General features: G+C 62.1%; 22 protein-coding genes and 1 pseudogene. 10 read left to right on the top strand and 13 right to left on the bottom strand.

All coding sequences use genetic code 11. The annotated features are described in order from the left end of the window. Positions 1-3: 3 nt before the first annotated feature. The 8 genes and pseudogenes from AYK65_RS10235 to AYK65_RS10200 all read right to left on the bottom strand — a co-directional run bounded on the left by AYK65_RS10235 (position 4) and on the right by AYK65_RS10200 (position 6,734). A pseudogene (locus AYK65_RS10235) lies at positions 4-629 on the bottom strand (LysE family translocator). Positions 630-833: 204 nt separating this feature from the next. Next, a complete protein-coding gene (locus AYK65_RS10230) occupies positions 834-1,187 on the bottom strand; it encodes an EF-hand domain-containing protein (RefSeq protein ID WP_026617703.1) in 354 nt (117 codons plus the stop codon). Between the two features lie 16 nt (positions 1,188-1,203). After that, entirely contained in the window at positions 1,204-1,449 is a 246-nt protein-coding gene (locus AYK65_RS10225; protein ID WP_026617702.1) for a glycine zipper 2TM domain-containing protein, read from the bottom strand. Positions 1,450-1,765: 316 nt separating this feature from the next. Beyond that, on the bottom strand, positions 1,766-2,440 hold the full coding sequence (locus AYK65_RS10220) for a MerR family transcriptional regulator (protein WP_026617701.1): 675 nt from the start codon (positions 2,438-2,440) through the stop codon (positions 1,766-1,768). A gap of 336 nt (positions 2,441-2,776) precedes the next feature. Next, positions 2,777-3,751, bottom strand: coding sequence for an MBL fold metallo-hydrolase (locus tag AYK65_RS10215; protein WP_081158295.1), 975 nt, complete (start codon positions 3,749-3,751; stop codon positions 2,777-2,779). A 102-nt stretch (positions 3,752-3,853) separates the two neighbouring features. Then, positions 3,854-4,519 (bottom strand): HAD family hydrolase, encoded by a 666-nt coding sequence (locus tag AYK65_RS10210; protein ID WP_081158294.1) that lies wholly within the window; start codon positions 4,517-4,519, stop codon positions 3,854-3,856. A 102-nt stretch (positions 4,520-4,621) separates the two neighbouring features. Beyond that, positions 4,622-5,719: a hypothetical protein gene (locus AYK65_RS10205; protein ID WP_081158293.1), complete on the bottom strand. Its 1,098-nt coding sequence runs from the start codon at positions 5,717-5,719 to the stop codon at positions 4,622-4,624. A 304-nt stretch (positions 5,720-6,023) separates the two neighbouring features. Then, complete coding sequence (locus tag AYK65_RS10200; protein WP_026617697.1) at positions 6,024-6,734, bottom strand: DUF899 family protein; 711 nt, start codon at positions 6,732-6,734, stop codon at positions 6,024-6,026. 211 nt (positions 6,735-6,945) lie between these two features. On the opposite strand from AYK65_RS10200, the gene AYK65_RS10195 reads away from it, so the two are divergent. Both AYK65_RS10195 and AYK65_RS32930 read left to right on the top strand, forming a co-directional pair. Beyond that, positions 6,946-7,698 (top strand): pyridoxine 5'-phosphate synthase, encoded by a 753-nt coding sequence (locus AYK65_RS10195; RefSeq protein WP_026617696.1) that lies wholly within the window; start codon positions 6,946-6,948, stop codon positions 7,696-7,698. 125 nt (positions 7,699-7,823) lie between these two features. Further along, positions 7,824-8,036, top strand: a complete 213-nt coding sequence (locus AYK65_RS32930; protein WP_077068260.1) for a GDCCVxC domain-containing (seleno)protein — start codon at positions 7,824-7,826, stop codon at positions 8,034-8,036. 232 nt (positions 8,037-8,268) lie between these two features. Here the strand turns inward: AYK65_RS32930 and AYK65_RS10185 are convergent, their stop codons facing one another. Beyond that, the gene (locus AYK65_RS10185) at positions 8,269-8,907 is read right to left on the bottom strand and encodes an NrsF family protein (protein ID WP_026617695.1); all 639 of its coding nucleotides are present in this window, start codon (positions 8,905-8,907) and stop codon (positions 8,269-8,271) included. A 1-nt stretch (position 8,908) separates the two neighbouring features. After that, entirely contained in the window at positions 8,909-9,445 is a 537-nt protein-coding gene (locus AYK65_RS10180; RefSeq protein WP_026617694.1) for a sigma-70 family RNA polymerase sigma factor, read from the bottom strand. A 251-nt stretch (positions 9,446-9,696) separates the two neighbouring features. Here AYK65_RS10180 and AYK65_RS10175 point away from each other — a divergent pair, with 251 nt between their 5' ends. Genes AYK65_RS10175 through AYK65_RS10160 form a run of 4 tightly spaced genes read left to right on the top strand, consistent with a single transcriptional unit; the run spans position 9,697 to position 12,287 of the window. Further along, entirely contained in the window at positions 9,697-10,020 is a 324-nt protein-coding gene (locus AYK65_RS10175) for a BufA1 family periplasmic bufferin-type metallophore (protein WP_026617693.1), read from the top strand. Between the two features lie 33 nt (positions 10,021-10,053). Continuing rightward, the gene (gene bufB, locus AYK65_RS10170) at positions 10,054-10,983 is read left to right on the top strand and encodes an MNIO family bufferin maturase (RefSeq protein WP_081158292.1); all 930 of its coding nucleotides are present in this window, start codon (positions 10,054-10,056) and stop codon (positions 10,981-10,983) included. Next, positions 10,970-11,770, top strand: a complete 801-nt coding sequence (locus AYK65_RS10165; protein ID WP_081158291.1) for an HvfC/BufC N-terminal domain-containing protein — start codon at positions 10,970-10,972, stop codon at positions 11,768-11,770. Before bufB ends, AYK65_RS10165 begins: the two co-directional genes overlap by 14 nt. After that, a complete protein-coding gene (locus AYK65_RS10160; protein WP_077068259.1) occupies positions 11,760-12,287 on the top strand; it encodes a DoxX family protein in 528 nt (175 codons plus the stop codon). Before AYK65_RS10165 ends, AYK65_RS10160 begins: the two co-directional genes overlap by 11 nt. Positions 12,288-12,332: 45 nt before the next feature. Here AYK65_RS10160 and AYK65_RS10155 read toward each other — a convergent pair whose 3' ends face one another. After that, positions 12,333-12,944, bottom strand: a complete 612-nt coding sequence (locus AYK65_RS10155; protein ID WP_081158290.1) for a 2-hydroxychromene-2-carboxylate isomerase — start codon at positions 12,942-12,944, stop codon at positions 12,333-12,335. Between the two features lie 174 nt (positions 12,945-13,118). Beyond that, positions 13,119-14,006, bottom strand: a complete 888-nt coding sequence (locus AYK65_RS10150) for an SDR family oxidoreductase (RefSeq protein ID WP_081158289.1) — start codon at positions 14,004-14,006, stop codon at positions 13,119-13,121. Between the two features lie 146 nt (positions 14,007-14,152). On the opposite strand from AYK65_RS10150, the gene AYK65_RS10145 reads away from it, so the two are divergent. Then, positions 14,153-14,557: a winged helix-turn-helix transcriptional regulator gene (locus tag AYK65_RS10145; RefSeq protein WP_081158288.1), complete on the top strand. Its 405-nt coding sequence runs from the start codon at positions 14,153-14,155 to the stop codon at positions 14,555-14,557. Between the two features lie 449 nt (positions 14,558-15,006). On the opposite strand, the gene AYK65_RS10135 is transcribed toward AYK65_RS10145, so the two are convergent. Continuing rightward, complete coding sequence (locus AYK65_RS10135; RefSeq protein ID WP_026617685.1) at positions 15,007-15,726, bottom strand: aspartate/glutamate racemase family protein; 720 nt, start codon at positions 15,724-15,726, stop codon at positions 15,007-15,009. A gap of 219 nt (positions 15,727-15,945) precedes the next feature. Between AYK65_RS10135 and AYK65_RS10130 the strand changes: the two genes are divergently transcribed. From AYK65_RS10130 to AYK65_RS10120, 3 genes are all read left to right on the top strand, one after another. Beyond that, positions 15,946-16,410 carry an Lrp/AsnC family transcriptional regulator gene (locus AYK65_RS10130; protein WP_026617684.1) on the top strand — a complete coding sequence of 155 codons (465 nt, stop codon included), beginning with the start codon at positions 15,946-15,948 and terminating at the stop codon, positions 16,408-16,410. Between the two features lie 104 nt (positions 16,411-16,514). Next, positions 16,515-17,783: an NAD(P)/FAD-dependent oxidoreductase gene (locus AYK65_RS10125; RefSeq protein ID WP_046120743.1), complete on the top strand. Its 1,269-nt coding sequence runs from the start codon at positions 16,515-16,517 to the stop codon at positions 17,781-17,783. Positions 17,784-17,853: 70 nt separating this feature from the next. Continuing rightward, entirely contained in the window at positions 17,854-18,759 is a 906-nt protein-coding gene (locus tag AYK65_RS10120) for an aminoglycoside phosphotransferase family protein (protein ID WP_081158286.1), read from the top strand. The last annotated feature ends 103 nt before the right edge of the window (positions 18,760-18,862 follow it).

Here is an 18,862-nt window from a genome sequence, read left to right as displayed (position 1 = left end):
CCTTTAGCCCTTCTGGAAGGCGAGATGGGCACCCAAGCCGATGAGGGTCGCCCCGCCGGCGCGTTGGACGAGGCGCTCCACGCGGCTGGACCGCTTCAAATTCGACATGACTACAGCCGCGAGCATGACGCAGACGACGTCTGCCGACGAGAACATCAAGTTGACGATCGCTCCAAGGATGACGAACTGGGCCCAGACAGGGAGGGCTGCAGACGCGTCGATGAACTGCGGCAGGAAGGCGACGAAGAATATGGCGGTCTTCGGGTTCAGGATCTCGACGACGACGCTCCGATGAAGGCGCGGCGGCCGGGTTTGGCACTGAATTCCGGCAGCGGCCCCTGAGATTTGCGGCAAACGAGAGAAATGCCGAGCGAGATCAGATAGGCGGCACCGGCCAATTTGACGACGAGATACAGCGTGGGCACGGCGTGGAAGAGGACCGACAGTCCGGCAGCGGCCGCAGCGACATGCACATAGCCGCCGATGTGAATACCAAACGTAGCCATCAGCCCGGACCAGCGACCACGCGCCATCGTCTGTGCTGCGGCATAGAGCATGGCCGGCCCCGGAATATAGGCGAAAACGGCCGTCGTGATGAAGAAGGTGATCAATAATCCGGTCGACGGCAACGTTTTTTCCTCCGCGGTGTCGGCAAACGACGCTCGACTATAACGAAGGTAGGTCCGGCGTCTACAATGAAAAGTTGCCGGCGTGCGCCCCGCTTAGAAAAGCGGACCGTTAACGGCCCGCTTCTAAGTCGGCCCTGTTGGCGGCGCCGTTGATTTGCCGCCGTGTTGCTGTCCCTGAACACAATTCGGTCAGCAGGTCCTCGGCTACTGCAGACTACCATCGCCGCTGCGGTCGGCAGATTTGAAGTCAGCCATCACCCTGTTCAGGAACTCGTTCTGGCTGATCCTGCCGTCACTGTTGGCGTCGGTGGCGGCAAACTGCTGCGCGTTCAGGACCTGCGCCACTTCTTCGGAGCGCAAGCTGCCGTCCTTGTTCCTGTCCAGATTCGCGAAGGCTGCCGTCATGAAAGCTTGGTATTCGGAGCGGTCGACCGCGCCGCTCTTGTCACGGTCGAGCCGATCCATTTGGCCTTGGTTCATGGCAACCGGCTGGTTCTGCGCCGCAGCCGTAACGGCTGCGAGAACGGCGAATGCCGTCATCAGGACTAGTCTTTTCATCATTCCGGTCCTCGCTTCAAGCGCAGGTCAAGGCACTGCCGGCCGCGCTGCCGAGCACGGCGCCGCCGCCGACCGCCCAGAGCTGACCAGTCCCCGAGCCAATGGTCGCGCCGGCCAGCCCGCCGACGACTGCGCCGCCGACCGTACCGGCGATGCAGCCGAACTCGGCAGTGCGTCCGGTCGCTCCTGTTATGGCGCCAGACTGGCAGCCAGACAGGGCGAGGCAGCCCGCGAGAATGAGAGTGATCGTGCGATTGCTCATCTTTTCCTCCAAGTATATCCGTTCGTGTTTAAGACAGATCGGCGGAGGCGCCATTCGAGTGGCGTCGGACGAAAATAAGCTTCTGAATATGGCTCTCGACGGACGAGAGATTGTTCTGTGCGATCAGAAGCAGCTCGCTGGCAAAACACGCAGACTGTCGAGAAAGACGTACAGAACTGCCGGCAAATACTAGCGCCGCGCAAGGACTAAGACAACTCTCCGGTCATTTGAACACTGATCACCAATGGCAACAGATGATGTCGGCCGTGATGCAGAGTCGGACCTCAGGGGGCGGCTTCACATTTCCGCTCGGCATCTATTCCGATGCGATCATACCGGCGAGCACGGCCTTGGCGACGGCCTGAAAACGGTTGTGGGCACCGAACTTTCGAATGAGGCCGGCTTCCAGCGTGAGCGCCGCTGTCAGGTCCATGTCCATCAGCCGGGCGATGTGTGCTGCGGGGTGGCCTTCGGCCATGAAGCCGAGACATTCCGTTTCGAGCGGCGAGAGATGAATGTTCCCATTTTGCGGGTCTGCATCGCCGGCGGCTCCTTCTTCGAGAAGCTCGGCGATACGCTGCATCTGGCGGCGCAGGATCGATTGCTGGGCGGCGAGCTCCCGGCGGCGCGCCCGAAGCGTCGCTTCGAACAGCCGGTCGGCCTCCTTCTGGCTGCCCGCGCCGTCGAGAGCGACCAGCAGTTCCTGGATTGCAGCGATCGGCATATCGATTTCCCGGCAGGCATTGATCACCGCCATTCGGCGCATTTGGGCCTCGCCGTAAACGCGCATCGGCCCCATTCGCGCTGCGTGCAGCAGGCCCTTCTCCTCATAGAAGTGGAGCGTGCGGTGGGTCACGCCGAAGGCCTCCGCCATTTCCGCGATGGCAAGCCTGTCGTCCGTGCCCTGATAGGGAATGGGCAGTTTGGGCAGAAAACCGGCCGCGTTCGGCGCGCCTCCGGAGTCGACGTACTTCCATGAATCTTGCGACATTTTGAGCCCCCCGTTCGGTGGCGCCGGCAGTCTCTTCATGAGACGCGGCCTGGCGCTTCGCGAGACACGCCGTGCATTCGGCACGGCTACTCAAAACCAATGTGCTTGCCCTCTCCAGACCTTCGCACCAGACAGCGTGCGCGGTCGTTTTCGGGCTGGCGCTTCGTTGCGCGTTCTCGTGAACGAACAACCAGACATGAAAATCCAGCGCACCTGTTCACGGTAAGCGCGAATCACCGAAATGAACAGCCCCGATCATGCGGGGCGTGGTTCGCTACGCCACCCGTCGGACGCGATGTCGCGCATCCGAACGGAGTGGCCGGTGATCGTGGCGGGTTAGAGCGCCGTGCTGTAGTTGACGGGGACCCAGTCGAAATTGTCACTGTCCGTGCGGACATGGCCGATGCCGGGAAAACGCGTATGCGCACCCGCCACCAGATAACCCTGCTGGACAGCCTCGGCGAAGGCCGCGTCGCGCGCGTTTGCGGCCGCCCCGGCATCCTCGTCGAAGCCGATGGTCACATCCGGTTCGTCGAACTGAACGACATCGCCGTGAGTGATGTCACCCCAGAAAACCATCTTCTGGCCCTTGCTCTCCACGGCAACCGCACTGTGGCCGGGCGTATGACCGGCGCGCAGAGTGGTCTTGAAACCCGGAACGGGTTCTGCCCCATCCGCAAAGTCCTTCAGCTTGCCCGCTTCGCGATAGGGTGCGAGCGCCTTTACCGCGGCAGCAAAGAAGTCTTTCTTGGCTTCCGGCGCAGCGTCGCGATTGGCCGGCGACAGCCAGAAATCGGCGTCCCGCTTGTTGAGGTGGACGGTTGCATTTGGGAAGACGACCTTTTCGCCAGCCACGAGGCCGCCAAGATGGTCTACATGGGCATGGGTTAGGATAATGTCGTCGATCTGTTCCGGCTGGTAGCCGGCGGCGATCAGATTGGGCACGACTTTGCCGAGCGTAGGGCCGAAGAAGCCGCCGGTGCCGACATCGATCAGGACCAGCCGTTCGTTGGTGTTGATGAGAAAGGCATTGACCGACATTTCCACGGGCGAGGCGAGAAATGCTTTTGTCAACAGGGCGGCGATCTGGTCCTGTGCGCCGACGTAGAGGGCTTCCGCTGGAAACTTCACCGTCCCGTCGGAAAGCGCTGTGATCTCGAAATCGCCGAGCATCATGCGATAGAAGGCGGGAGCCTGTGTCTTGACCTGCGGCGCCTTGGCGGCGGCGCCAAATGGGGCAAGCGTCGTCATCGCCGTCGCCGCCAGCATGAGGGAAAGCGTTCCCTTGAGGACTGATCTGCGTGTGGTCATGTGTTCTCTCCTTGTTCCAACGCTCGCTAACGCGAGGTTTGAAGCCATTGAAAATGCATTACTTGTATGCCGGGCCATGATCGGCGCCTGCGCAAACGACGGTTATCGGATCGCGCGGAGCATGCTTCCGACAGTGTGGAGATCAGGGGCCACATGCATGCACAGCCCGCGGATTTCCTCAGTCGGCGGAAGCAGATCCGGAACCATGATCGTCATCATGCCTGCGGAGGATGCGGAGCGGATGCCGTTGTGGGAATCCTCCAGGGCAAGGCAGAATTCCGGCTCTACGCCCAGGCATGCCGCTGCCTTCAGAAACGGATCGGGATGGGGCTTGCCGCGCTCATAGTCGCCGTGGGCGACCACAGCACTGAACCGTTGCTCAAGGGCGTGGAATGCCAGGTGGTGCTTCACGTCCTGGTGGCGCGAAGACGTGGCGATCGCACGCGGCAGTTTCTTCTCGTCCAGCAGGTCGAGCAGCTCGACAACGCCCGGCTTCAGGCCCAATCGCGTGTCGGCCATTTCATGGAAGAGATCGACAGCACGCGTCCAGAAACGATCGAAATCGAAATGGTGGCCGAAATGGTCCCGGAACAGCACGCGTGTCGCCTCGCTGGATAGACCGATCGTTTCCAGGTAAAGGGAAACGGGCATCTCGCGCCCGTGCGAGCGGGCCGCGCTCAACACGGCGTCGCGGTACAGAACTTCCGTATCGAAGATCAGGCCATCCATATCGAAGATGATGGCTTGCGGGATCCGGGGCAGGGGCATGATGGTGTGTCGCTTCTCAAAGTGTCGGGCGATTTTGTCTCTGAATCAGCGCCATGTTAAGCCGTCGGACCGCTCAAGCTTGAACGTGTTCCCCGACGCTGATCAGTGGCCGATTACTCTGCGCGGGCTGTTGGCCGAGAGGGTGAAGAGGGGTTCGTCGCCGCGCAGCGGCCCGAGCTTCTGCTGGCAGCTCCAAGCTTCCTGAAAGCTGTCGCGGGTGAGCAGCTTGCGGTAGCGCGCGGTCGCGGCCATGCATTTCATCAATGCGCTCTGCAGTCCTTCCAGCGCGGCATGGGCATAGATCTCGCCATCCAACGAAAATAGCTGCGCGGCTAATGAGGTGGTTTCGTAAAGGACGTCGGCCTCGCTTGCCAGTCGCTCCGCGGCGATGAAATCGCGCCACAGCGGAATGTCTTCGCCGTCATGCAACAGGGTGACGTTGATACCGGTGGCCGGTGCCTCCTGCCAGGAGATGGTGATGAAGAACGTCAATGCCGAATTGGCGCCGGTTGCCCGTTTGTCGTCGGCCGTGCTCGCTCGCGCAAGTGTCTTGTGGCGTTCCGCGAGCTGTTTCAGCGTTGCGGCAAAAGACCTAGTGCTGCTGTGTTGCGGGCCATTCACACGGATAATGACCGAAGGAAGGCCCCGCGCGGCCGTCGTCGAGCCGCTGAACAACTTGGCCTCGGCGTCGATGTCGAGCGCCATTTCCGGCGAAGGCAGCGGCGCGAACAGAAGAAGCGGCAACACGGTCAATACCGCCCAGGGGGAGGAGAAGGGCGCCGGTTTCCATGCGGCCGGGCGTCCAGGCGCCCTTTGGCGGTCGTCGGACGGCAGAGATGCGCCCGGCGAGTGGCCGCGCGGCCGCCGATACTCCGGCACATAGCCCCCCTTGGGAATGCTGATCTGCCATTCTTCTCGGGCGCCTTCCGTCTCATAAAAGGCCCTGAGCAACTTGCGCAGCTTGCCGGCGTGCACCCGCACAAGAGGGTCGCTATCGGCATCGAAGGCCTGGCCGCGGCCGAAGACATCGATAGCGATCGTATAGCCCTTCAGTTGGCTTCCTTCTCCGGCGATTTCCTTTTCGACCACATAGGCCAGGAAGGCGCGCAGCCGCTCGGAGCGCTGGAAACCCTTGCTGTCGAGGATCCGGTCGAGCGCAAGCCGGATCGTCTCGTCGCTAGGCCTTTCGGCTGGCGTCATCAATAGGCTCCAAGAAGGATGCGGCTCACAGGCCGTGAAAAGCGTTTTCGAAAATAAGCAACCATAGCCTGATTCGGAACTTAGGCCCAAAAATGGTGGTTGTCAGGCGTTGGGGCAAGAAAGTTGTTCATTTTCCGAGAGACGCGCCCGAACGTATCAATCCGAAGCGAGACGCGCCGCTTTATGCGCCGCCCTACAGCGCCGCGCGTCCTATCAGACGCGCAAAGTCGCTGTAGCGCTTTGCGTTGCTGCACGCTTTATCCTCAAAGCGCCCGCGGTTTAAGGAAACATGCAGCGCCTGCGGCTAGACGCCGCTCGGATACTCGAGCTTCGGGTACCAGTCCTTGCCGCGGCCTTCGGGCGTTGTGTCGAGCAGGGTCCATAATGGGTCCGGGTCGGGCGCGTCACGCGGGTCCTGGCCGGGGTCGGCCATTTCATTGCTCATTTCGGCGCTCCAAAAATGCCGGATCGTCCCGTCCCGGCGGGTGAAGACGGTGTAGCCCGGTACGTCCGCGTCTTCAGCGCTGACATAATCGCGGGTAAAGCTGCCATCGCTGTCGGAGTAGACTTTCAGTTGGCGCCAGCCGCGTGCCTTCTTTGCGGCAATCAACCTTTCGATCGGCGAGCGGGCGATCGCGGCTAACGCCACGCGCTGTTCGATGTCCGGGACCTTGCCCTCCCAGGATGCCATCAGCGATGTGCACATGGGGCATGGCTTTTCACGCTGCGGGCCGAACATATAGCTGTAGACGATGAGCGTATCCTTATCTGCGAAGAGGTCGGCGAGGGTGACTGGCCCGGCTTCCCCTTCGAAACGATAGGTCTTCGTCACTTCGCCACCCTGCGGCAGCCGCCGACGCATCTCGGCCACCCGCTCGATGTGCCGCCTGAGCTCGATCTCCTCGGCCAGAAGCGCATCGCGTGCGTGCCGATATTCGACACTTTCGTTCGGGAAATGAGCGCGATTGCGCGCCGCCAGTTCTTTTGCGGGGATGATTGGGGTCTCATTCGTCATGATCGCTCTCCTCAGTCTGCGATGTGGTTGCGGTTTCTCCTCTGAATTTAACGTTGATATCAACCTACTTGACCATTGTCAAAAATGTGCGCGCGGCGCGCGGAGGGAGGCAGCGGGCGATTCCGGTTTCGCAAAATCTGCGGTAGAACAGCGGCATTCGTCACTCATGCGCTCCCGGCTGCGGCCGGGGTGCTCGTTCGAAAGTTCCGATATGCCCGCAAAACTGTCCGTGAATCTCAATGCTATCGCGATGTTGCGCAACCGGCGCGATCTTCCCTGGCCATCCGTCACCGGTCTTGGCCGCATCGCGCTCGAGGCGGGAGCAAGCGGACTGACCGTGCACCCACGTCCCGACCAGCGGCATATCCGCTTTTCCGATCTCCAGCCGATCCGCGACCTGATCGATGACGAGTTTCCGCAAGCGGAATTCAACATGGAAGGCTTTCCGAACGAAATGTTCCTGGAGCTCGTCGAGCGGCACGAACCGGAGCAGGTGACGCTTGTTCCCGACGATCCGGCGCAGGCGACCTCCGATCACGGTTGGGACTTCCGCAAGAACCATAATCTGCTCGGCCACGTAGTCGGACGGCTCAAGAAAAAAGGCTTCCGCGTCTCGCTCTTTGCCGATGGCGTCCCCGACGCGGAGGCGCTGCAAATCGCCAGGGAGACCGGGGCCGACCGCATCGAGCTCTATACCGGGCCCTATGGCGGCTGCTACGACGACGAGGAGAAGGCCGAGCGGATCGCCGGGGAATTGGGCCGCACGGCGGAGATCGCAGTCGGCCTCGGCCTCGCCGTCAATGCCGGTCACGACCTGACGGTCGCCAACCTGCCCCTGCTCGTGAAACACATTCCCGCTCTCGCCGAGGTCTCGATCGGCCACGGCCTGACGGCGGATGCGCTCGAATATGGCATGGCTGAAACCGTGCGTCGCTTCCGCCGCGCCTGCGGTGAGACGGTGTGACGAGCAGACGATAGGCCGAGGAGGGCAGGTTGTTCGCAGGGCGCCGTGCCTCGCCCGCGGAAGGTGGGCACGGCGCGGTGATGTGAGGTAAAGTCATGCGGCGGGCGGATGAAAGCTGCAGGAGAATGCGCCGTATGGTTCACCTTCTATCAGTGCTGACTTGCCCCAACTGTCGCTACCAGGCGGTCGAAACGATGCCAATCGATGCCTGTCTTCGTGTCTACGAATGCAAGGGATGCGGCGCGATCATCAAGCCGAAGGAAGGCGATTGCTGCGTGTTCTGCTCCTACGGTTCTGAGCCATGTCCGCCGGTTCAGGAGGCGCGACACAGCCGATGAATTCGTTCCGCGCCGCCTACTGCATGTCTCCTTAAATCGACCTCGATTTAAGCACAAAGACATGCAGCGATTCAAAGTGCTACAGCGACCTTTGCGCGTCTGATCAGACGCGCGGCGCTGTAGATCACGATGATTTTAGGGCGGATCGACCTAAAATCATGAACGTGATCGATTCTAATGGTCGGCGCGGGGCGGAAAACCGCGCACACTTTTCCTCATCCCGCGCTAGCCGCTACCAGCGGACGAAGCGGCGCGCGCCGACCCAGCCGAGGAACACCAGAATGGCGATTGCCGCCGTGTACCAGGTAGCCACGAAGAGCGGCGAGTCGTCGGTGCAATGGGCGGCATAGAAGGTTGCTGCAACGCCCCCAGCAGCAAGCCCAGCAACCGCCCCTGCAAGTGTGGGATGGGACGGAGCTCCATGCCGCAGCGCCAGCAACAACAACGCCAGCGGACCGAGGCCGATCAGCGGAATGAAGGTCAGGCACACGAGGCCATTGCTTCCGACGAGGCGCTCAGGCCATGTGCTGGTGGGCACAGCGAAAAGCTCCGCGAGGACACCCGCGAACAGCAGCGCCGGTGCGATGGCAAGATAGGGCAGCAACGTGCGCGGCTCGGCGTCCGGGCGTGATAGCACGCGCAGAACTCCTAAGGCGCTGAGCGCAAGCGCAATCGTAACCAAGAACTTGTAGAGGAAGCGCAACGTCTGCATCGCGTTTGCGACGTCGGACCTCGGACCGAGAAGCGCCAGAAAGACGCCCGCAGCAACGGCGACTGCAAGGATGGCGGCACCCGACCAGGCAAAAGCCATCGGCATGCCGCTTCGCTTCGTGTCTGCCGCGAGTGCCTTAATGAGTTCGTGCGTTTCCATGTCATTCCCGTCCAAATCGCTTGGCGATGGCAGCAAGGCCGCGGTGGAGCGCGACGCGAACTGCGGTCTCGTTCATGTGCAGGCTTCTCGCGGCCTCCGCTATCGTGCGTCCTTCCACCGATATCGCCGTCACGACCGAACGCTGGCCCGGCGTCAGCACTTCGAGTGCGCGGCCGATCTCCCAGTCTCTCGCGGTCTCCGCCTCTTCGCTCGCGAGCTCCTCTTCGACCTCGCCGAGTCCCACACGAGCGTGGCGGCCGCGCCGCCGCAACGCATCGACAAGCTTGTGCCTCGCGATCGCATAAAGCCAAGGCTTGACCGGACCGTCATTCCGCCAGGTATGGCGCTTCACGTGGACCGCGAGCAGCGTTTCCTGGACGATATCTTCCGGATCGAGGCCGGAATGCGCTGCTCTCCGGCGTGCCCAAACACGGACGAGCGCGGCGGCTTCCTTGAGGAACTCGCCGTAAGCTTTCTCATCGCCGCCAAGCGACGTGCGAAAGAGACCGGCAAGATCGCCGTCATCCGCACCGTTCACTTGTTCTTCCTCCCAATTCGCCGGTTTGCACCACTTGTTACATGCTCGCGGAGCAATTGTTTCCGCCGCGGTGGTTCATGGAACCGGAAGCGTTCGTCCTTCCCGAGTCAATCCAAAATCACCGTGAATTCAGAGCACGCCCGGCTCACGAAAGCGTGTAGCCGCCAAATGTAACATCTCTCCCGCTGACGACGAAGGACGCTCTGTGTGCCGAAGGGAAGGCGCACCCAGCAACAACGGAGAAGAAGATCATGTCTACCAGAAGCTCGATAAGCGCGGCCATGCTTGCCAGCGCTGTGGCAACCGCGATGTCGTCGCTCGCGATCGCCGCGCCGCTCTCAGAGGCCGAGGTCAAAGCCGCGATGGATGCCGGCAAGGAGAAGTGCTACGGCGTCGCGCTCAAGGGGCAGAATGATTGCGCTGCCGGCCCAGGCACGACCTGCCAGGCCACATCGACTGTCGATTACCAGGGCAATGCCTGGAAATTCGTAGACGGCGGCACCTGCACGACCATGGAACTCCCGGGCGGCCGAAAGGGCTCGCCGGAACCGCTGTCGCGGGACATTCCCTCTTAAGCCGATATCAAGCACCGGAAAGTGGAGGCGACAATGCCGGAAGTGGCAAGTCACACGGATCGCGCTCAGCAGGGAACTCTCCGCTTTCCGGCGCATCCGATCGATGGGCTGGCGGGTACCAGTTTCAAACACCAGCATCTGCCGTCCATCCTAGCCGACGAAGAGCGGCGTGGCGGTTTCTTCGAAGTTCACGCAGAGAACTATATGGGGGCAGGCGGGCCGCCGCACGCAGCACTCACGCGAATACGCGAGGACTACCCGGTCTCGCTCCATGGCGTGTGCATGTCGATCGGCGGGCCGCAGCCCTTGGACAAGGACCATCTCGGCCGTTTCGCGGCACTCGTCCAGCGATACGAGCCGGCGCTCGTCTCTGAACACCTGGCGTGGTCGACGCACGACACGACCTACTACAACGACCTTCTACCGTTGCCCTATACGGAGGCAAGCCTCAGGCGCGTCGCCGAGCATATCGATGAGGTGCAGGAGGCGATCGGTCGGCCGCTCCTGTTGGAAAACCCCTCGACCTATGTGGTTTTCAAAGAGTCGACGATGAGTGAGACCGCATTCATCCGGGAGATCGTGAAACGCACGGGATGCGGTCTGTTGCTCGACATCAACAATGTCTTCGTCTCGGCGACCAATCAGGGCTTTTCCGCGCTCGACTACCTGTCGGACTACCCGCTCGGTCGGGTCGCCGAGATCCATCTGGCCGGCCATGCCGAGCAGGAGGACGATGAAGGCGACCTCCTGCTGATCGACAGTCATGACGGACCGGTCGCAGACGCGGTGTGGAAGCTCTTCGACATCGTGATCGGCTGGCGCGGCCCGGTCCCGACGCTGATCGAATGGGACAGTGCCATTCCGGAGTGGTCAGTCCTGAAGCGCGAAGCAAGGGCAGCCCAAACGATCCTGGATCGGCATGCGGCGGTCCCCCGACAGGAGAAGTTGCATGCATGCGGCTAAGGGACGTCCGTCAGAAGCCGCCGAGCGGCCGGGCTATCCGGAGCGCTTCGTGCCCGCACTGCTTGACCCCGGCCGCCCGACCCCGGCGCTCGTTGCCGGCCCAAACGGCAAGGCGGCTGACAAGCGCTTCAATGTCTATCGCAACAACGTGACCGTCAGCCTGATCGAGGCGCTCGCCGCCGCATTTCCGGCGACGATGCGCATCACGGGCGAAGCATTCTTTCGGGCCATGGCCCGGTTTCACATCCGCGAGACACCACCCACGTCGCCGCTCCCCTTCGAATACGGCCGGGATTTTCCCGATTTCATCGAGCGGTATGAATATGCTCAGTCCATGCCCTGGCTAGCCGACGTCGCACGCATCGAGCGCGCCTGGCTCGACGCCTATCATGCGGCGGACGCAGCCGTCTTGCCACCGCACGCGCTGGCGTCGGTTCGACCCGCGGACCTCGCCGGCATCATATTCGAACCGCACCCGGCGACCCGCATCATCCGCTCCGCCTATCCGGCCGTGACCGTCTTTTCGGCGAACCGCGGCGATGGTCCGGTCGGCCGCATCGAGGTCGCGGCAGCGGAAAGCGCGCTGATCACACGGCCGGCGCTCGAAGTGGAGGTTCGCTCCCTTCAGCCGGGGTCTGACGTCTTCCTGAGCAGTCTGCTTGGAGGCGAGCCATTCGGAAACGCCGCGGTGACAGGGAAAACGTGCTGCCCGGAATTCGATCTCGCGGCTGCCGTTGCCGTCACGCTTGAGGCTGGCGCCTTTGCCGCGATCCGCCATGGAGGATGAGAAGGTGATTCCGGTACGAAAATTTTTCGACAAACGCGAGAGCAGGGGAAGGGAAGGCTGGCTCGGTTGGATCGACGGCCTGGTTGCCGCCGTGGCACCGGCGTCGCTTACTCAACTCGCCTTGCGGCTGGGGCTGGCCGTACCCTTCTGGCGTTCGGGCATGAGCAAATGGGATGGCTTTTTGCAGTTGAACGACGTTGCCGTCCTCCTCTTCACATCGGAATTCCAATTGCATCTGCCGGGCGGGCCCTATCCTTTCCCGGCACCGGCGGTGACCGCCTTCGTGGTCGCCTGCGCCGAGGTTCTCTTGTCTGCTTTGCTGGTCCTGGGATTGGCGACGCGTCTCGTCGCGTTCGGGCTTTTGGTGATGACAATCGCCATCCAGTTGACGGTACCGGATGGATGGCCGCTTCATCTGACCTGGGCGGCGATGGCGCTCGGCGTCATGACCTGGGGTGCGGGAAGGCTGTCTGCGGATTGGTGGCTCGCCACTGGCGCGGGCCGACGACAAATGTGAGGGAAACTTAATATGCCACCCGATAGGTGGCGACAAAGCAAGGTTTCACCCCGGGTTGCCCCGGTCCAGATTATGCTGCCATTCGATGGCGTCTTCCAAACGATCGGGACCCCAGAACAATTCGCCATCGGCGACGAAGGAGGGTGAGCCGAAGATGCCGATCTCCTTCGCTTCGCCGGTCGCGGCTTCAAGCGCCCGGGCTGCGGCGCCGGAGTTTGCCTGCTCCAGCACACGGGCGGGATCTTGCCCTGCCTCCTTTATACTCTCCGAGAGGTTCGGCTCGCTGCCGGAGGGCTCGCGGTCGGCAAACCAGCGCCGGTAGGTAGCGATCGCATAGGCTGGGCACCAGCCTTCGCCGGCGGCGAGCACTGCGACACGGTTCGCCTGTTCCATTTCGGGAAGCGGGTAGGGGATCGGTAGCCTCACGGGCAGGCCGAATTTCGCGGCCCGGCGTTCGATATCACGCCACATATAGTCGGCTTTGAGAGGCTTGTCGGCAAAAGGCACGTCGTTCGCCTCGATTTGCAGGGCGTGAGCGTTGAAGGGCCTCCAGCGAACCTCGACACCTGCCTTCTCGGCGATCCCGGGTAACCGCATGACCGCCAGAAAGGTGTAGGGGCTTCCTATCGAGAACCAGAAGTCGATCGGCGCCGTCATCGCCAGTCCCTCCTAACGCATGTCCCTCCTACTCAGCCGATCTCACGATAGCAATGCGCTGAGGCGAAAGGGTGGCGGACATGTGGGCTTCCCGGAGAAGTTGCCGATGCGCCGGGGCCCCGCAACGACAGGGCCCGGCATCCGCCGTCGGGCCCTGTCGTCATTCTTGTTTGCTCAGCCAGCGAGAGCCGACTTGTTCGCCTTGAGGAAGGCGACGAGTTCGATCGGGCTTTTGCCGGTGAGGGCGGCGGCATCGTCGGTCACGACGTCGAAGTGGCCTGCGCGGGTGTTGGCATCGAAGGAGACGAGGATCGGAACGAAGAAGTCCGGCAGACCGGCCGCCTTGAGACCGCCTGCGAGCGCCTCGTCGGAAATGTGCACGACGTCCAGCTTCTTACCTGTGGCCCTGGCGGCGAGGGATGCAATTTCGTTCGTGGTGAGAGCCGCAGGGCCGGTCAGCGTATAGGTACGGCTTTCCGTCGAACCAGACTCCAGCGCCGCTGCGGTAGCGGCAGCGATATCGCTGCGGGCGATGTGCGAAATGCGGCCGTTGCCGGCGGACGAAAACCATTGTGCGCTTTGAAGCGCGTGAGGCAGGGACAGGAAAAGGTTCTCCATGTACCAGGCATTGCGCAGGATCGTGTAGGGAATACCGGTCGCCTTTATCCCGTTTTCGGTGCCGAGATGATCGGAGGCGAACGGAATGACCGAGCTCTCCGGGTTGGGCATGGAGGTGTAGAGGATGTGCTTGGCACCGGCCTTCTTGGCGGCATCCACGGCTGCAAGATGCTGCTTCAGCCGCTTTCCGGGCTGATCGAGCACATCGGTCGAGATGATGAGGATACGATCGGCACCGACGAAGGCCTTCTCGAGCGAGGCCGGGTCATCGAAATCGGCGGCGCGGGTCTCGACGCCCTTGGCGGCATAGTCAGCGAGCTTGGCGGTGTCGCGGCTGGTGGCGATGATATCGGCCGGTCGCGTTTTGCCGGACGCAAGAAGCTGATCGAGCACCAGTCGGCCCAGTTGGCCTGCGGCACCGGTCACGAGCAATTTTTCGGACATAGGTTTCCTTTCGTTTCCTTCCAGCCTCGCCAATTTGGCTCCTGCTGAGTGCTGGTCTCGTTTTGAGAGTTGCTCTTATCTCGTAATCTGCTAAGAGCTGTAAAGGAGGCAGTTTTTTCTGCTGTGGTTACGGAAAGGGTACCGCCATGAACCGGGCGACGGGCGAGGTGAAGGGTAAGCGGGTGGCAATCGTCTGCGGCGTGCCGATGGATGTCGACAACTGTCCCGTGCGCGATGTGATGGACAACATCGGCGGCAAGTGGAATTCGCTGATGATACTCTCGCTTGCCGACGGACCTTTGCGCTTCTCGCAGCTCAGGCGGCTGATCCCTGACATTTCCCAGCGGATGCTGACCCAGACGTTGCGTGATCTTCAGCGCGACGGCTATTTGAACCGCACCGTCTACCCGACGCAGCCGCCGAGCGTGGAATACGGCCTGACGGACCTCGGTCGCTCGTTTCTCGCCATTCTCAAGCCATTTGTCGATTGGTCGCTCGAGAACCATGAGGCGATCCGCAAAGCACGGGCGGAATTTGATGCGACCGGGTGACTGCGCGCAGGGCGCATCCGGGTGCCTCAGGTTTTTCGTGCCAGTTCGGCCGGGCAGGTGTAAAATCCGCAGGGATGATGACGATCGTTTACTGATCGGAATCGCGCGATGGTCAGAGAGTTCGCGTTCGCTGCTGCGGTTCTCGCCAGTCTCACTGCCGATGCCCACACCATGGTGACCGGCTGGGCCTATCCCCCGGCGTGCTGCAGGGGCAGCGAGCTAGGCGGCGATTGTGAGCGAATTCCGGATGCAAGTGTGTCGAAAGGGCAGCGCGGGTTTTCGATCACCCTGCGGCCTGGGGACCACCATCTGGTAACGAGGGAACATAGATTTAAGATTCCATACGGCGACGAGATTCCGTCCGGAGACAGCGACTATCACATCTGTCTCCACCCGACCGAGCACCACATGAACTGCTTCTTCGCGCCGCCCGACGGCGTTTGAACCCATTATGCCGCGCTGCTGACCATTTCGCACCCAAGTGCGAAATCGACCGCTGCTTCGGCATGGATGGCGGTGGAATCGAAGCCCGGCAGCGGCAGCTTGGCCGGGTCGAGGATCAGGCAGATCTCGGTGCAGCCGAGGATGACGGCATCGGCGCCCTCGGCCTTGGCCTTTTCGATCAGCGCGATCAGCGCGGTGCGCGAAGAATCCAGCACCTTTCCGGCGCAGAGCTCGTCGAAGATGACGTTGTGCGTCAGCATGCGATCTTCGGCATCCGGCACCGCTAGGTCGATCCCGTGCGCTCTCATCCTCTCCGCGTAGAAGCCGTGCTCCATCGTGTAGCGGGTGGCAAGCAGCAGCGGCCGACGACGGCCCTCCGCCCTGAGGCGCCGCGCCGTCTCGTCGATGATATTGATCAGCGGAACGTCCACCGAGGCCTGTACCTGGTCGGCGATGAGGTGCATGGTGTTGGTGCAGATCAGAACGCAATCGGCACCGCCGGCAACCAGCCCGCGCGCTACATTGGAAAGGCGCTGGGCGGCGTCGTCCCAGCGGCCGGCCTTCTGCAGGTCCACGATCCTCTGGAAGTCGACCGAATGCAGAAGCACCTCCGCCGAACGCAGCCCGCCGAGGCGCTCGCGCACGGCTTCATTGATCATCCGGTAATAGACCGCGGAGCTTTCGAAGCTCATGCCGCCAATGAGACCGATCTTGCGCATTTCCATCGTCTGGTTCCCTTGTTTTACGGATCATTGGAACCGAACGTGGAAGTGCGCGTTGCCACTTCCGATTCCGTTCCATCGGTCGGATTATGGCGCGGCCCGAGCCGGATTTGTTTGCTTTGATGAATAGGTGGCCGGCAAAGCTCGCGAAGTATTTGCGCATGTTGTCGACTTCGTGCAAAATATAGGCGTCACTACTACGGTTAGTGGGGAGCCAAGGGCGTGCTGGATGAAAGGGACCGAAAGCTTCTCTCACTCCTTCAGGAGGATGCAAGCGTCGCGATGGGTGATCTCGCGGAGCGGGTAAATCTTTCACTTTCCGCCTGCTCCCGACGCATTCAGCGGCTGGAGGAGGCAGGCTACGTCGCTCGGCGCATCGTCGTGCTCGATCGCCAGAAAATGGGCGTGCCAACGACAGTTTTTGCACTCATCAAGACCGCACATCACTCCGATGAGTGGATCGAGAAGTTCCGGCGCGCGATCGTCGATATCCCCGAGATCGTGGAGGCGCACCGGCTGACCGGCAATTATGATTACATCGTTAAGGTTGTTCTGCCGCGTGTCGAGCATTATGACGTTGTCTACAAACAAATCGTGCGCAAGGTCGAACTCTTCGACGTTTCGGCCTCGATCTCGATGGAGATACTGAAAAGCGGTACGGCCGTGCCGGTCGGCTACGCCGATTAGGATGCGGCGGCGCTCAGCGCAATGCAGCCATGTCCGGCAGAGGGTTGCCCGCCGGTGCGCGAAGTTGAACAATCTGCAGACTGGTTCCAACAGGGCGGAAGGCGATGCACGAAAAACACCACGTCGTCGTGGTCGGTGGCGGCTTCGGCGGGCTGCAGCTTGTTAATGATCTCAAGGGTGCAACGGTTCGAGTCACCTTGATCGACCGACGCAATCACCATCTTTTCCAGCCGCTGCTCTATCAGGTCGCAACCACGGTGCTCGCGACATCGGAGATTGCCTGGCCGATCCGCCATCTTTATCGCGACCGGCCGGAAGTGACGACGGTGCTCGGCGAGGTTACGGCCGTCGATACGGCCATCAAGACCGTGTCGCTGGCGAACGGGCAATCGGCTTCCTACGACACGCTGGTGCTGGCCACCGGGGCAACGCACGCCTATTTCGGCCATGACGAATGGGCGGCGGTCGCTCCGGGGCTGAAGACGCTGGAGGATGCGACGACCATTCGCCGCCGCGTGCTCCTTGCCTTCGAGCAGGCGGAGGTGGAGGACGATTCGGCAAGGCGCGACGCGCTCCTGACCTTCACGGTGATCGGCGCAGGTCCGACCGGGGTGGAGCTTGCCGGTATCATTGCCGAGATGGCGCATAAAACGCTTCCCGGCGAGTTCCGCCGGATCGACACGCGTCGGGCGCGGGTGGTGCTCGTCGAGGCGGGGCCGCGTATTCTCCCTGCCTTCAGCGAGGATCTTTCCGCCTATGCGCGTAAGGCACTGGAGAAGCTTGGAGTTGAGGTGCACACGGGAACGCCGGTCACCGACTGCACCGACGCCGGCGTGAAGATCGGCGACCGTTTCGTGCCGAGTCGTACGCTCGTCTGGGCAGCCGGTGTCCAGGCTTCGCCCGCTGCCAAATGGCTCGGGATCGAGGCCGACCGCGCCGGGCGCGCGCTCGTGGCTGAGGACCTGACGGCACCCGGACATCCGGACGTTTTCGTCATAGGCGACACCGCTTCCGTCAAACAGGAAGACGGCAAGCCGGTGCCGGGGATTGCGCCGGCGGCCAAGCAGCAGGGCGCCTTCGTGGCGCGGGTCATTCGCGCCAGGCTGGAAGGCAAATCCGTCCCCGACGTGTTCCGCTACCGCCACCAGGGAAGCCTTGCCACTATCGGCAAGCGCGCTGCGATCATCGATTTCGGCAGGATCAAACTCAAGGGCGCGCTCGCCTGGTGGATCTGGGGCATCGCCCATATCTACTTCCTCATCGGCACCCGCAGCCGCTTCGCCGTCGCCTGGAGTTGGCTCTGGACCTATCTGAGTGGCCAGCACAGCGCCCGGCTGATCACCCAGAAGGAGACCTTGCGCGAGACGGGCTGATCGACCGGGTTGCGGGACTCGCCGGCTCCGGGCAAACTCGGGATGCTTCACAAGGTAAGTTGCTATTCGAATGTCCTCGATCTCCCCCGACGTGCCCCATATCGACGTATCTCTCGTCAAGCGCCTCATAGCGGCACAATTTCCGCAGTGGGCGGACTTGCCGGTGATGCCGGTCAGGCACGGCGGCTGGGACAACAGGACCTTTCACCTCGGGGACGAGATGACCGTGCGGCTGCCGAGTGATGCCTCCTACGCCTTTCAGGTGGAAAAGGAACAGCGCTGGCTGCCGCAATTGGCACCGCTTCTGCCGTTGGCCATTCCTGTCCCTCGGGCGATGGGCCGACCGGACCAGGGCTATCCGTGGCATTGGTCCGTCTATCAGTGGCGAGCGGGCGAGATCGCGACGCATGCCCGTATCGCCGACTTGAGCGCCTTCGCAACGACGCTCGCCGAGTTCCTGGCGGCTTTGCAGCGGATCGATGCAGAAGGCGGGCCGCCGCCGGGGCAGCACAACTTCTTTCGCGGAGGACCGTTGACGGTCTACGACCATGAGACCCGCTGGGCACTCGAAGCGCTCGAGGGTGAGATCGACGCCTCGGCGGCGCGGGCTGTATGGGACGCGGCCCTTGGGACCACATGGACGGGTGCGCCCGTCTGGTTCCACGGCGATGTCGCCTCCGGCAATCTCCTCGTTGACAACGGTCGCTTGAGTGCGGTCATCGACTTCGGCACGTCCGGTGTCGGCGATCCCGCGTGCGACCTATCGATTGCCTGGACGATGTTCAGGGGAGAAAGCCGTGAGGCATTTCGCGCGGCCCTTCCGCTCGACAGGGATACCTGGGCGCGCGGCCGCGGATGGACATTGTGGAAGGCACTGATCGTTGCTGCCGGGATGCCGGGAACCGATCGGCTCGAGGTCGAAAAATCGCGGCGCGTCATCGACGAAGTGCTTGCCGACCACGAACGCTATGGCTGAAGCGGAATCAAGGAAAAGAAAGTCTTTCCGTCCGCACAGAACTTGTTCTGCTGCATGTCTCCTTAAATCGACCTCGATTTAAGGAGACATGCAGCAATTCAAA

The sequence above is a fragment of the Ensifer aridi genome (genome assembly GCF_002078505.1).
GTDB classification, from domain to species: domain Bacteria; phylum Pseudomonadota; class Alphaproteobacteria; order Rhizobiales; family Rhizobiaceae; genus Sinorhizobium; species Sinorhizobium aridi.
The sequence above is the reverse complement of the archived record's forward strand: the minus strand, read 5'-3'. Positions and strand labels throughout refer to the sequence as shown.